The 13802-nt window shown below is 44.8% G+C and carries 10 protein-coding genes, 1 tRNA gene, 3 rRNA genes and 1 other RNA gene; all 15 read left to right on the top strand.

Translation table 11 applies throughout. The annotated features are described in order from the left end of the window. Nucleotides 1-125 precede the first annotated feature (125 nt). The 15 genes from FPV17_RS00155 (at nucleotide 126) to tmk (ending at nucleotide 13801) form a co-directional block, all read left to right on the top strand. A tRNA-Ser gene (locus FPV17_RS00155) sits at nucleotides 126-218 on the top strand. A gap of 76 nt (nucleotides 219-294) precedes the next feature. Next, nucleotides 295-780, top strand: a complete 486-nt coding sequence (tadA, locus tag FPV17_RS00160; RefSeq protein WP_246117177.1) for a tRNA adenosine(34) deaminase TadA — start codon at nucleotides 295-297, stop codon at nucleotides 778-780. An 80-nt stretch (nucleotides 781-860) separates the two neighbouring features. Beyond that, an RNA gene (gene ffs, locus FPV17_RS00165) (signal recognition particle sRNA large type) lies at nucleotides 861-1127 on the top strand. A gap of 145 nt (nucleotides 1128-1272) precedes the next feature. Further along, on the top strand, nucleotides 1273-2940 hold the full coding sequence (gene dnaX / locus FPV17_RS00170) for a DNA polymerase III subunit gamma/tau (RefSeq protein ID WP_144557371.1): 1668 nt from the start codon (nucleotides 1273-1275) through the stop codon (nucleotides 2938-2940). Between the two features lie 12 nt (nucleotides 2941-2952). Then, nucleotides 2953-3264 (top strand): YbaB/EbfC family nucleoid-associated protein, encoded by a 312-nt coding sequence (locus tag FPV17_RS00175; RefSeq protein ID WP_035397842.1) that lies wholly within the window; start codon nucleotides 2953-2955, stop codon nucleotides 3262-3264. 12 nt (nucleotides 3265-3276) lie between these two features. Beyond that, a complete protein-coding gene (recR, locus tag FPV17_RS00180) occupies nucleotides 3277-3876 on the top strand; it encodes a recombination mediator RecR (protein ID WP_035397839.1) in 600 nt (199 codons plus the stop codon). Between the two features lie 11 nt (nucleotides 3877-3887). Continuing rightward, the gene (locus tag FPV17_RS00185) at nucleotides 3888-4109 is read left to right on the top strand and encodes a YaaL family protein (RefSeq protein ID WP_035397837.1); all 222 of its coding nucleotides are present in this window, start codon (nucleotides 3888-3890) and stop codon (nucleotides 4107-4109) included. 117 nt (nucleotides 4110-4226) lie between these two features. Beyond that, a complete protein-coding gene (locus FPV17_RS00190) occupies nucleotides 4227-4487 on the top strand; it encodes a pro-sigmaK processing inhibitor BofA family protein (protein ID WP_035397834.1) in 261 nt (86 codons plus the stop codon). A gap of 367 nt (nucleotides 4488-4854) precedes the next feature. Then, nucleotides 4855-6403 (top strand): 16S ribosomal RNA (locus tag FPV17_RS00195). 407 nt (nucleotides 6404-6810) lie between these two features. Next, nucleotides 6811-9745: ribosomal RNA gene (locus FPV17_RS00200) — 23S ribosomal RNA — on the top strand. Nucleotides 9746-9954: 209 nt separating this feature from the next. Then, nucleotides 9955-10070, top strand: a 5S ribosomal RNA gene (gene rrf, locus FPV17_RS00205). The 16S, 23S and 5S rRNA genes sit together here, the layout of an rRNA operon. A gap of 714 nt (nucleotides 10071-10784) precedes the next feature. Further along, the gene (locus FPV17_RS00210) at nucleotides 10785-11126 is read left to right on the top strand and encodes a hypothetical protein (RefSeq protein WP_035395073.1); all 342 of its coding nucleotides are present in this window, start codon (nucleotides 10785-10787) and stop codon (nucleotides 11124-11126) included. Between the two features lie 314 nt (nucleotides 11127-11440). After that, the gene (locus FPV17_RS00215; RefSeq protein WP_035395075.1) at nucleotides 11441-11638 is read left to right on the top strand and encodes a sigma factor G inhibitor Gin; all 198 of its coding nucleotides are present in this window, start codon (nucleotides 11441-11443) and stop codon (nucleotides 11636-11638) included. Between the two features lie 94 nt (nucleotides 11639-11732). Beyond that, complete coding sequence (locus tag FPV17_RS00220) at nucleotides 11733-13163, top strand: aminotransferase class I/II-fold pyridoxal phosphate-dependent enzyme (RefSeq protein ID WP_144557372.1); 1431 nt, start codon at nucleotides 11733-11735, stop codon at nucleotides 13161-13163. Next, the gene (tmk, locus tag FPV17_RS00225; protein WP_144557373.1) at nucleotides 13163-13801 is read left to right on the top strand and encodes a dTMP kinase; all 639 of its coding nucleotides are present in this window, start codon (nucleotides 13163-13165) and stop codon (nucleotides 13799-13801) included. The genes FPV17_RS00220 and tmk overlap by 1 nt, the downstream gene beginning before the upstream one ends. Nucleotide 13802: the final 1 nt, after the last annotated feature.

The raw sequence follows: 13802 nt of genomic DNA on the forward strand, positions 1-13802 counted from the left end.
ATTGTGGTGATTGACTTTTTTTCTGTAGAACAAGATAAGTAAGTGAGATTATTTAAATTAGTTAAGAAAAAATAATGTTGATTGTTCTATTACTTTCTGATATAGTTGTCTTTGTCAGTTGATACGGAGGAATACCCAAGTCCGGCTGAAGGGATCGGTCTTGAAAACCGACAGGGGTGTTAAAGCCCGCGGGGGTTCGAATCCCTCTTCCTCCGCCATTTTTCTTATAACATGTACACGACCCTAGATGAGTGGTCGTTTTTTTGTATCTATAGAGGGGCTGAAAACGTGGTCATTCAAAGTGATGAAGAGTGGATGGAATATGCGCTAATAGAAGCAAAACAAGCACTTGTATATGATGAAGTCCCAATTGGTGCTGTTGTTGTAAAAGATAATAAAGTAATTGCGTCAGCATTTAATTTAAGGGAAACGGATCAGCTTGCGACGGCTCATGCAGAAATTTTGGCTATTCAGAAAGCATGTAATGTGTTAGATACCTGGCGTCTAGAGGAATGCACTTTGTATGTAACGCTAGAACCTTGTCCTATGTGTGCAGGAGCTATTGTTCAGGCACGAATACCCAAAGTGGTGTTTGGCGCATCTGATTATAAAGCTGGCTGTGCTGGTACATTAATGAACTTATTAGAAGAGCCGCGCTTTAATCATCGCTGTGAAGTAAAAAGTGGTGTCTTGGCAGAAGAGAGTGGTCAACTGTTATCCACTTTTTTTAAAGCGATTCGTATGAAAAAGAAACAGTCAAAAAAAGAATTTGAACAGTAAAACATTGCGTTTTTGACATGAATCACGTATACTTAGAGTTGCGCTATTTTACTAGTGCAATAAACGATGTTTACACTTTGCCGTGCTAGACGGGGAGGTAGCGGTGCCCTGTAACTCGCAATCCGCTGTAGCGAGGTTGAATTCCTTTTTGAGGTTTCGGCTTTGTAAGGACTGCCCTAAGTAAGTGGTGTTGACGTTTGGGTTCTGCGCAACGGAAACCCATGAACCCTGTCAGGTCCGGAAGGAAGCAGCAGTAAGTGGATCCTTTCGTGTGCCGCAGAGGTGCCTGGATCGAGCTAACTGCTTAGGTAACGCTTATGAAGTTGTTATCGAAAAAAGGTGCACGGTATTTAATTATAGAATAACCAGAAGCTCGCTAGAAATGGCGGGCTTTTTTTCTACTGTTTTTTAGATAAAAAGATGACCAGCGCTTTATTCGTTTAGAAGGAAACGATATAATAAAGGCATGACTCTGAAAGGTTGGATGAGTACATGAGCTATCAAGCCCTTTATCGTGTATGGAGGCCTCAACTGCTAGAAGATGTAGTAGGTCAGATTCATATTACGAAGACATTGCAAAATGCGTTACTTCAACAAAAAATGGCTCATGCTTATTTGTTTTCCGGTCCAAGAGGGACAGGAAAAACAAGTGCGGCGAAAATTATTGCCAAAGCAATTAATTGCGAGCATGCACCTGTTGCTGAGCCGTGCAATGAGTGTAGTCGTTGTATTGGAATTACGAATGGTTCTATTATCGATGTTATGGAGATTGATGCTGCCTCAAACAACGGTGTTGATGAAATTCGTGATATCCGGGAAAAAGTTAAATACGCACCAACAGAAACGGACTACAAAGTCTACATTATAGATGAAGTTCATATGCTTTCCACAGGTGCTTTTAATGCCCTTTTGAAAACGCTAGAAGAACCACCTGCTCACGTTATTTTTATTTTGGCGACAACAGAACCTCATAAAATTCCGCTAACGATTCTATCCCGATGTCAGCGGTTTGATTTTAAGCCGATTACGAATGAAGAATTAGTCTCTCGCATGAAGCGTATCCTTGATCATAATGGTCAAGCTTATGATGAGGATGCAATTGATTTGATTGCACAAGCAGCTGACGGTGGGATGAGGGACGCGTTGAGCTTGCTGGATCAAGCGATCTCTTTTTCAGGAGACCGTGTAGCTGTGAAAGACGTTCTTGTCATAACAGGCTCTGTTTCAAGAGAGGCATTAAATAATCTAGTAGGTGCTTTGTCCCAAGATAACGCCAGATTAGCACTTGAAACAGTTGATGAGACTTTAAGGAATGGAAAAGATCCGAAACGTTTGCTAGAGGATTTGATTTTATATTTTAGAGACTTACTTCTATATAAGACAGCCCCAGAAGCGAATCACTTATTGGAAAGAGCGAAAGTGGAAGAATCGTTTGTCTCTGTAGCGAAGCAGTATGAGGTGCGGAAACTGCATCGCATTATACAAAAGTTAACGAGTAGCCAGCAAGAAATAAAATGGGCATTGAAACCAAAAATTATTTTGGAGATGGCGATCATTAATGTGATGGAAATAGAAGATGCTCCTTTAGCTCCGCAACAAAACCAAGATGTAGAAGAGTTAAGAAAGCAAATAGAGAAGTTGCAAACACAGCTGAAACAAGGGCAACCGATTGCAGCCGAAGAGCAACAATCGCCACAACGTAAACCTCAAACTCGTCCGAGATCCAGTGGTGGTAAAGGTAAGTCGACGATTACGGCTCAAGTGAAAGAGATTGTTGCCACAGCTGATAAGAATGAGCTACAAGAAACCGTTAGCAAATGGGCGAATGTGAGAGAACAATTAAAAACGATAAGTGTACCTGCTCATGCATGGTTAAACGATTGTAAGCCCGTAGCAGCGTCTTCCTCAAAGATACTCTTGGCGTTTCAAAATGAAATGCATCGTGATATGATGGATACAAAGTTTCGTGATGTTCTGAACCAAGTGCTTCAACAAGTATATGGTGGACGATCGGATTTTTCCACATTGCTGCAATCACAGTGGGAACAAGTAAAAACAGATTATATGAAAGACAAAGAGAATGACCAACCACAAGATCCTTTTATGGAGGAAGCTGTAAAGCTTGTTGGTGAAGATTTAATAGAAGTAATTGATTCTTAAGGAGCTGATTTTATGAAGAACATGGGTAATATGATGAAGCAAATGCAAAAAATGCAAAAGCAAATGGCAAAAGCACAAGAAGATTTAAAAGAAAAAACAGTTGAAGCGACAGTTGGTGGAGGAATGGTGACTGTTGTCGCATCTGGTGACAAACGAATCTTAGAAGTGAAGATCTCTGAAGATGTTGTTGATCCTGATGATATCGAAATGCTACAGGATTTAGTAGTCGCTGCGACAAATGAAGCGTTGAAGCAAGTTGATGAACTGGTTGAGCAAGATATGGGGAAATTCACTAAAGGGCTAAATATTCCGGGAATGTTCTAGGAGGCAAGTTGATTGCAATATCCAAAACCGATTGCTAAATTAATTGAAGGATTTTCGCGCTTGCCAGGAATTGGACCAAAAACAGCAAGTCGTTTAGCCTTCTATGTTTTAGATATGAAGGAAGACGATGTGTTAGATTTTGCAAAAGCACTTGTTCACGCTAAGCGAGATTTAACGTATTGTTCTGTATGTCATAGCATAACGGATTCGGATCCGTGTCAAATTTGTGATGATGCCCATCGAGATCAAACAACCATATGTGTTGTTCAAGAATCGAGGGATTTAATTGCAATGGAGAAAATGAGGGAGTACACTGGCTTGTATCATGTTCTTCACGGATCAATTTCACCAATGGACGGAATTGGCCCGGAAGACATTAAAGTGGCTGAGCTCATTAAAAGGTTACAGGAAAATGGTCAAGTGGAAGAAGTGATTATTGCAACGAACCCAACAATTGAGGGTGAGGCTACGGCAATGTATATTTCCCGCTTGATAAAGCCTACTGGTATAAAGGTAACTAGATTAGCGCACGGCTTGCCTGTTGGTGGAGACTTAGAATACGCGGATGAAGTTACGCTATCAAAAGCAATAGAAGGTCGACGCGAGTTGTAGGTGGACATAAAATGATTGGAAAACGAAAAAAAGGCGCTCTTCGAAAAGAAGAGGATCAACGACTCTACTACTATGTCGATGCGATGAAAGAGCAATTGGACTACAAACGAGGGTTGCTAGAACATAGTTTAGATGCATCTGAGGACATGCACTTTGATGTACAGCGTGCTGAAATGTTGTACTCATTCTTACTTAGAGAAGCTAGAGTGCGCCATGAACGGAAACGAAAATAGAAAGAAAGAAGCTCCTGTTTGTGCAGGAGTTTTTTTATTGAGAAAAAATAAAGTTCTAATTGGTGACTCTATACATATAGTAAAGCAAGACGAGCTATCGGTGAGGAGGGGTTGGGTTTGGGAGATTGGATATTGTTATTGCTGGGGGCGCTGGTTATCTTATTGTTGTTAGTAGGTGCTTCAGTTAAGCCATTTCGATTTATCGGTCGATTAGGTGTGAAATTTATTATTGCGGCATTGTTTCTCTTTTTATTTAATTCATTAACGACGATGACAGGGCTTTTTGTACCAATTAATTTAACAACTACAGCGGTTGTTGCTTTGTTAGGATTACCAGGTATGGCCCTGTTAGTCGCGGTTCAGCAACTTATTTTATAAAGGACAATCAATAGAATAAAAAAATCTTTTAAACAACTAAAATTTTAGTTGTTTATTTTGTATTGCTATGATATATTATTACTTGTCCTCTTAAGAGAGGCGCAAACAACTTAATTATAATTTAAAAAAAGTTGTTGACTTTATACGCAAGAAAATGGTATATTGATTGAGTCGCCAAGAGAGATCGAGGCGCAAACGAGTTCTTTGAAAACTGAACAAAAGCCAAGCGTAAAAAGAGATACAAGGTATCTCGTCAATGAAGTTAGACACAGCTTTAAAATGTGCAACAGCTTAGGATCTTCGACTAAGATCGCAACGTCCATGTTGCAACGTCGAAGTCAACACATCCGTGTGTAAGTAAACACTTTTAACGGAGAGTTTGATCCTGGCTCAGGACGAACGCTGGCGGCGTGCCTAATACATGCAAGTCGAGCGGACAGAAGGGAGCTTGCTCCCGGAAGTCAGCGGCGGACGGGTGAGTAACACGTAGGTAACCTGCCCCTTAGACTGGGATAACTCCGGGAAACCGGAGCTAATACGGGATAATAGAGAGAATCACCTGATTCTCTTTTGAAAGACGGCGTCTAGCTGTCACTAAGGGATGGGCCTGCGGCGCATTAGCTAGTTGGTAAGGTAACGGCTTACCAAGGCGACGATGCGTAGCCGACCTGAGAGGGTGATCGGCCACACTGGGACTGAGACACGGCCCAGACTCCTACGGGAGGCAGCAGTAGGGAATCTTCCGCAATGGACGAAAGTCTGACGGAGCAACGCCGCGTGAGTGAGGAAGGCCTTCGGGTCGTAAAGCTCTGTTGTGAGGGAAGAACAAGTACCGGCGTAACTACCGGTACCTTGACGGTACCTCACCAGAAAGCCACGGCTAACTACGTGCCAGCAGCCGCGGTAATACGTAGGTGGCAAGCGTTGTCCGGAATTATTGGGCGTAAAGCGCGCGCAGGCGGCTTCTTAAGTCTGATGTGAAATCTCGGGGCTCAACCCCGAGCGGCCATTGGAAACTGGGAAGCTTGAGTGCAGAAGAGGAGAGTGGAATTCCACGTGTAGCGGTGAAATGCGTAGATATGTGGAGGAACACCAGTGGCGAAGGCGACTCTCTGGTCTGTAACTGACGCTGAGGCGCGAAAGCGTGGGGAGCAAACAGGATTAGATACCCTGGTAGTCCACGCCGTAAACGATGAGTGCTAGGTGTTAGGGGTTTCGATGCCCGTAGTGCCGAAGTAAACACATTAAGCACTCCGCCTGGGGAGTACGGCCGCAAGGCTGAAACTCAAAGGAATTGACGGGGACCCGCACAAGCAGTGGAGCATGTGGTTTAATTCGAAGCAACGCGAAGAACCTTACCAGGTCTTGACATCCTTTGACCACTCTGGAGACAGAGCTTCCCCTTCGGGGGCAAAGTGACAGGTGGTGCATGGTTGTCGTCAGCTCGTGTCGTGAGATGTTGGGTTAAGTCCCGCAACGAGCGCAACCCTTGATCTTAGTTGCCAGCATTCAGTTGGGCACTCTAAGGTGACTGCCGGTGACAAACCGGAGGAAGGTGGGGACGACGTCAAATCATCATGCCCCTTATGACCTGGGCTACACACGTGCTACAATGGATGGTACAAAGGGCAGCGAAACCGCGAGGTGGAGCCAATCCCATAAAGCCATTCTCAGTTCGGATTGTAGGCTGCAACTCGCCTACATGAAGCCGGAATTGCTAGTAATCGCGGATCAGCATGCCGCGGTGAATACGTTCCCGGGTCTTGTACACACCGCCCGTCACACCACGAGAGTTTGTAACACCCGAAGTCGGTGAGGTAACCTTTTGGAGCCAGCCGCCTAAGGTGGGACAAATGATTGGGGTGAAGTCGTAACAAGGTAGCCGTATCGGAAGGTGCGGCTGGATCACCTCCTTTCTATGGAGTTTTTACTCTAGTCGATGTATGACCTCGGGTCATATAGCGCTTTGGATCTTTTGTTCAGTTTTGGAAGAATTCCTCTTCCAATTGAAAATGCGAAGGTAATGGATACCACGCTTAGAACGCCACGTCCTGTGGCAACGCCTGGTACCTACATCCTGTAGGCATGGTTCTTTGAAAACTAAATCATAATCAATCAACTCAAATTAGTTTTGTTCATCGGTGTTACAACTGTTTGAACGAGACGTCAAGAATTCATAAACCTTTTAGGTTAACTGTTTTACAAAGAGACCCAAGTAGATCAAGGATGGGAAATGCTTGATGGAAGGAGCGTAGTTCGCTACGTAACTGACAGAAAGACAGGAACCAGACGAAGAGATACGAAGGGAATCTGAAGTAAAAATGGATAAGTTAGAAAGGGCGCACGGTGAATGCCTTGGCACTAGGAGCCGATGAAGGACGCGACGAACAGCGATATGCTTCGGGGAGCTGTAAGTAAGCTTTGATCCGGAGATTTCCGAATGGGGGAACCCACCATCCGTAATGGGATGGTACTCCTGCCTGAACACATAGGGCAGGGTGAGGCAGACCCGGGGAACTGAAACATCTAAGTACCCGGAGGAAGAGAAAGCAAATGCGATTTCCTGAGTAGCGGCGAGCGAAACGGAATCAGCCCAAACCAAGAGGCTTGCCTCTTGGGGTTGTAGGACACTCTATACGGAGTTACAAAGAAACGGAGTAGGTGAATTGTCTGGAAAGACAAGCCGAAGAAGGTAACAGCCCTGTAGCTGAAACTTCGTTTCCTCCAGAGTGGATCCTGAGTACGGCGGGACACGTGAAACCCCGTCGGAATCCGGGAGGACCATCTCCCAAGGCTAAATACTCCCTAGTGACCGATAGTGAACCAGTACCGTGAGGGAAAGGTGAAAAGCACCCCGGAAGGGGAGTGAAAGAGATCCTGAAACCGTGTGCCTACAACTAGTCAGAGCCCGTTAATGGGTGATGGCGTGCCTTTTGTAGAATGAACCGGCGAGTTACGATAACGTGCAAGGTTAAGCTGATGAGGCGGAGCCGTAGCGAAAGCGAGTCTGAATAGGGCGAGTAAGTACGTTGTCGTAGACCCGAAACCGGGTGATCTACCCATGTCCAGGGTGAAGGTCGGGTAACACCGACTGGAGGCCCGAACCCACGCATGTTGAAAAATGCGGGGATGAGGTGTGGGTAGGGGTGAAATGCCAATCGAACTCGGAAATAGCTGGTTCTCCCCGAAATAGCTTTAGGGCTAGCCTCGAGTGATGAGTTTTGGAGGTAGAGCACTGATTGGACGAGGGGTCCCCACAGGATTACCGAATTCAGTCAAACTCCGAATGCCAAAAACTTTAACTCGGGAGTCAGACTGCGAGTGCTAAGATCCGTAGTCAAGAGGGAAACAGCCCAGACCATCAGCTAAGGTCCCCAAGTATACGTTAAGTGGAAAAGGATGTGGAGTTGCTTAGACAACCAGGATGTTGGCTTAGAAGCAGCCATCATTGAAAGAGTGCGTAATAGCTCACTGGTCGAGTGACTCTGCGCCGAAAATGTACCGGGGCTAAACGTATCACCGAAGCTATGGCAATCCCAGTAGGGATTGGGTAGGGGAGCGTTCCAAGGACTGTGAAGCTAGATCGTGAGGACTAGTGGAGTGCTTGGAAGTGAGAATGCCGGTATGAGTAGCGAAAAGAGGGGTGAGAATCCCCTCCGTCGAAAGCCCAAGGTTTCCTGAGGAAGGCTCGTCCGCTCAGGGTTAGTCGGGACCTAAGCCGAGGCCGAAAGGCGTAGGCGATGGACAACAGGTTGATATTCCTGTACCACCTCGTATTTGTTTGAACAATGGGGGGACGCAGAAAGGTAGGGTGAGCGCGCCGCTGGCTGTGCGCGTCGAAGCATGCAAGGCTGGAACATAGGCAAATCCGTGTTCCGTGAAGGCTGAGCTGTGACCGTGAAGGACCCAAGGGTCCGAAATCCCTGATCCTCCGCTGCCGAGAAAAGCCTCTAGTTAGAATACAGGTGCCCGTACCGCAAACCGACACAGGTAGGCGAGAAGAGAATTCTAAGACGCTCGGGAGAACTCTCGTTAAGGAACTCGGCAAAATGACCCCGTAACTTCGGGAGAAGGGGTGCTCTATTAGGGTGTTAAAGCCCGAGAGAGCCGCAGTGAATAGATCCAAGCGACTGTTTAGCAAAAACACAGGTCTCTGCGAAGCCGTAAGGCGAAGTATAGGGGCTGACACCTGCCCGGTGCTGGAAGGTTAAGAGGAGGGGTTATCCGTAAGGAGAAGCTCTGAATTGAAGCCCCAGTAAACGGCGGCCGTAACTATAACGGTCCTAAGGTAGCGAAATTCCTTGTCGGGTAAGTTCCGACCCGCACGAATGGTGCAACGACTTGGATACTGTCTCAACGAGAGACCCGGTGAAATTATAGTACCTGTGAAGATGCAGGTTACCCGCGACAGGACGGAAAGACCCCATGGAGCTTTACTGTAGCTTGATAGTGAGTGTTGGTACCATTTGTACAGGATAGGTAGGAGCCTTGGAAGCCGGAGCGCTAGCTTCGGTGGAGGCGTCGGTGGGATACTACCCTGATGGTGCTGACATTCTAACCTCGACCCGTGATCCGGGTCAGGGACATTGTCAGGTGGGCAGTTTGACTGGGGCGGTCGCCTCCTAAACAGTAACGGAGGCGCCCAAAGGTTCCCTCAGAATGGTTGGAAATCATTCGTAGAGTGCAAAGGCATAAGGGAGCTTGACTGCGAGACCTACAAGTCGAGCAGGGACGAAAGTCGGGCTTAGTGATCCGGCGGTGCCGTATGGAAGGGCCGTCGCTCAACGGATAAAAGCTACCCTGGGGATAACAGGCTTATCTCCCCCAAGAGTCCACATCGACGGGGAGGTTTGGCACCTCGATGTCGGCTCGTCGCATCCTGGGGCTGAAGTAGGTCCCAAGGGTTGGGCTGTTCGCCCATTAAAGCGGCACGCGAGCTGGGTTCAGAACGTCGTGAGACAGTTCGGTCCCTATCCGTCGCGGGCGTAGGAAATTTGAGAGGAGCTGTCCTTAGTACGAGAGGACCGGGATGGACATACCGCTGGTGTACCAGTTGTTCCGCCAGGAGCATCGCTGGGTAGCTACGTATGGACGGGATAAGTGCTGAAAGCATCTAAGCATGAAGCCCCCCTCAAGATGAGATTTCCCATGGCGTAAGCCAGTAAGACCCCTTAGAGATGATGAGGTTGATAGGTCAGAAGTGGAAGTGTGGCGACACATGGAGCGGACTGATACTAATCGGTCGAGGGCTTATCCTAAATTTCTTGAGTTTGAGTAGATGATTTGATTTAGTTTTGAAAGAATCACCGATTCTTTTTAACAAGAAGGATTTCATTCCTTTGACAAAGAGCAACAAGAAGATCGAGGACTAGAAGTGCTTGAAGGAAGGAGCGTACTTGCGTACGTGACTGACAGAAAGACACAAATAGGACGAAGAGATTCGCCGTTGATCTGACGTCAAAATAAGTCTGGTGGCAATAGCAAAGAGGTCACACCCGTTCCCATGCCGAACACGGTCGTTAAGCTCTTTTGCGCCGATGGTAGTTGGGGGCTTCCCCCTGTGAGAGTAGGACGTTGCCAGGCAATCAGAAAGACACCTGAAAGGGTGTCTTTTTTTGTGTATAAAGAAAGACGCAAAAGAGCTGCGCTTCGACAGAAGCGAGTCAGACAAAGAAAATCGCCGTAAAATACGAGCACGATAAAAAAGAACAACATGAAAAAACAACGAAGGAAAGCAGCGTGCATCCCCCCGTGAGACGAAAGGGTTGTTTTCGTAAAAGCTTCATGGGAAGCATGGTGGATCAATTAACAAGAGGAACGTCCTCGAAGAAAACCACCCTGAAGCCAAGGGACGTTGCCAGGCAATGAGAAAGACACCTGAAAGGGTGTCTTTTTTTTGCGTAGAAAGAAAGATGCAAAAGAGCTGCGCTTCGACAGAAGCGAGTCAGACAGATCGAGAATGATTCATTTTTACCGAACCACTCTTTGAGGAAGTAGCGATGTTACCGTTTGAAAAACGTCTTTTTCAAACAAAAGAAGTTAGAAAACTAAAGTTTAATACATAATTTGGAAACTGACAGCTACCTTCTTCCCTAATCAACGCTTACTCCGAGCTGGGGCATTTTTGAGTCAGATAGAGGCCCTACCCTTCGCTCATGGCATACAATCCTTACTCATAAAGAATGAAGAAAGCACGATTAATAGCAAATATTTCATTCAAACGGTATTCTTCTTATCCTTCAGGATGAACAATTAGATTGGGGAGCTGTTGAAGAGACAGCAAGGCGAAGTCCTTTCTTGCATGGGACGACGGAAAACCTTGGTTTAATTGGTCTAGATCGTGCGCTGTGTACATTGTATATGGTAGGTATGTTAAAGCAGACACCTAGTCATTATGTTAATCACTGTTACGTTCATCATAAAGGTCTAGTTTGTTCAGGTGAGATTTCGAAGAAGTTAGCTACTGTTATGCTTGATGTAGAACAAATTCTCTCCTGTAAAGAGTTTGGTGCCATAGATGCGGTAGTATCAGAGGCGATTAACTGTGACTGGGCAGAATCTGGAGAAGAAAGCGACACATATAGCCGTTTAAGTGATTGGGAAATCCTTTGTATCTCTCGGTCCGAGCACAATCCTTAATTCATTCTTTATTAGAGCAACCTGATAAATTTATCGTACGTGAAGGCGCTACAGGCAGAGGGATTCCTTTTTCAATGCGCCCGGATTCTCGGCTACTAATGAAAGATAGGAATGTAGAAATAGCTTTTGAAGATTGAACTCAATCCTTCAAAACGATGAAGCAAACGTATGAGGTACTCGATTTCTCAAGTTTGGCAGAAACAATTTAAGTTATACAAACACCTATATAGGTGTTTGCGCATACAATAATAAATAATGCCTCTCGTCGGTATAAGGAGCGCATTCTGGGCGATACTTATGGTGGAGGTGCATCTATGCAAAGAGTAGAACGAACGATTCGATTTAAACTTTATAAAGAGTGTCATGTGTGTGGGGATCTTATAGAAAAGGGGTTACGTTTAGGTCGTACAGAAATTTGCAATCGATGTGAGAGAAATATGGTTGAAGAAAATGATCACTACTTATACGATCGATACATTCAAGCGGTAAAAGAAATATGGAAACATTATTAAGAAGACTTGTTCCTGAAACAAGTCTTTTTTAGGTGACGGCTAATACATAATTCGTTAAAATAGAAGGAGTAAGAAAACAAAAAGGGGGTGTCACATGAGTGTACGTACTCCCATTATAGATGTTATACAAGCTCATATGAACCGAAAACCTTTGTCATTCCATGTACCTGGTCATAAAAATGGTCATAAATGGCATTCGTACCTTCCTTTATTTGAGTATTTATTGCCTTACGATGTAACTGAATTATCTGGGCTTGATGATTTACATGATGCAAAGGGAGCCATTGCTGAATCGCAGCAGTTGTGTGCTCAGTTTTATGGAGCCGGCGAAACAAGTTATCTAGTCGGTGGGTCAACAAGTGGAAATTTAGCAATGATATACGGTGTATTACAAGAAGGAGACACGGTATTTGTTGAGCGTGATTGTCATAAATCGGTTATGCATGCATTAGAGTTATGTAAAGCAAATGTCGTGTTCTTGTCGTCACAACGGTCAAGCGTCACCAATCATTCTCTAGGCGTACCATGTGAAGTGCTAAAACATGCGTACAAACAACATCCCCATGCGAAAGCAATTATTTTAACCTATCCAAATTACTGGGGAAGTGTGATTGATTATAGCGAAACGTTTCGCTTTGCAAAGCATCATGGACTACTTCTATTAGTCGATGAAGCACATGGTGCCCACTTTGTTGTGAGCAATGAAGCTTTAAATAGTCCGCCATCAGCACTACAATTAGGAGCAGATATTGTGGTACAGTCTGCTCACAAAATGCTACCAGCTCTGACGATGACAGGTTGGCTTCATTTTTCTCCCACCATTGATCCACTTATCAAAAAACGAATAAAGCATGCGCTACAAATGTTTCAATCAAGTAGTCCTTCTTATATCTTGCTTGCTTCATTAGATGGGGCAAGGGCATTTCTAGAAGAACAAGGTCATCTTGCTTATCGTGAAGCTCTTGAAGCACGGAAAGACCTGTGTGAATGGATAGAGGTTCATCCAAATATAGAGTTAGTAGAAGAAGAAGCACGCTTTACAGACCCTTTAAAACTAATGGTAAAGCCGACAAATAGTGGTACAGGAATGAGTGTTTTAAATGCATTGAAGCAAGTAGGGATAGATGCTGAAATGGCAGACCCGAACGTTGCGTTGCTTGTTTTAGGACTATCTAGCTTACATCCAGATACGCAGAAACGGTTAAATCATGTTACGATAGAATTAACACCCCTTAAAGAAAAAAAAGATGTTGAAGCAGGAGCTAAGGGGAGTTTGTCCGAATTAATAAGAAGCAAAGATAATAAAGAAAACGTTGAGCTTCTGTCTCTACAAGATGCTGTTGGCCAAATAGCCGCTACGGACGTTATTCCGTATCCTCCAGGTATTCCGCTCCTTTTAAAAGGAGAGAAAATTTCTGAGGAGCACGTAGAACAAATGAAACAGTTCCTTTCTACAGGGGTTGCCTTCCAAGGATTTCAGCCCTATGAAGGAATAGTAGTTGAGCGTAAATCAGGAGAAGAATAATGCAAAAAGGTCTATTTATTTCAGTCGAAGGTGGCGAAGGAGCTGGCAAAACGACTGTAGTCGATAAAATTGAGTCTACGTTAAAAGAACGAAAGTATACGGTATTGCGGACAAGAGAACCTGGTGGGGTTGAGCTTGCAGAGCAAATAAGAAATCTATTGCTTCACACAGAGCAAATAGACATGGATGATCGTACGGAAGCTTTGCTCTATGCAGCTGCAAGAAGAGAGCACCTCGTGAAAAAAGTTCTTCCAGCAATAGAGTCAGGTGCGATTGTTTTATGTGATCGTTTTATTGATTCAAGTCTTGTCTACCAAGGGTATGCTCGAGGAATTGGAATGGAAGAAGTATGGAAAATTAATCAGTTTGCCGTTGAAGGTCATTTACCCGACTTAACGCTTTACTTTGACGTTTCGCCAGAAGTTGGTTTAGCACGAGTCAAGAAAGATCAAGTGCGGGATTGGAATCGTCTGGATCAAGAAACGATGAATTTTCATAAGAAAGTAGAGAAAGGGTATAAACTACTTGTTGAAAGTGAACAAGAACGCATTAAGGTCATTCAAGCAGAGCGGTCATTTGAAGAGGTCTACCATCAAGCGCTTACGATTATAGAAGACTTTATTAAAGGAGTGGAATAAG

It is taken from the genome of Shouchella miscanthi, from assembly GCF_007725405.1.
Taxonomy (GTDB): Bacteria; Bacillota; Bacilli; order Bacillales; family Bacillaceae_D; genus Shouchella; species Shouchella hunanensis.

Excerpts from the sequence above, each read along its gene's own strand:
- FPV17_RS00215 (WP_035395075.1), top strand. The coding sequence starts at position 11,441 with ATGCAAAGAGTAGAACGAACGATTCGATTTAAACTTTATAAAGAGTGT.
- tmk (WP_144557373.1), top strand. The coding sequence starts at position 13,163 with ATGCAAAAAGGTCTATTTATTTCAGTCGAAGGTGGCGAAGGAGCTGGC.
- FPV17_RS00185 (WP_035397837.1), top strand. The coding sequence starts at position 3,888 with ATGATTGGAAAACGAAAAAAAGGCGCTCTTCGAAAAGAAGAGGATCAA.
- dnaX (WP_144557371.1), top strand. The coding sequence starts at position 1,273 with ATGAGCTATCAAGCCCTTTATCGTGTATGGAGGCCTCAACTGCTAGAA.
- FPV17_RS00175 (WP_035397842.1), top strand. The coding sequence starts at position 2,953 with ATGAAGAACATGGGTAATATGATGAAGCAAATGCAAAAAATGCAAAAG.
- FPV17_RS00220 (WP_144557372.1), top strand. The coding sequence starts at position 11,733 with ATGAGTGTACGTACTCCCATTATAGATGTTATACAAGCTCATATGAAC.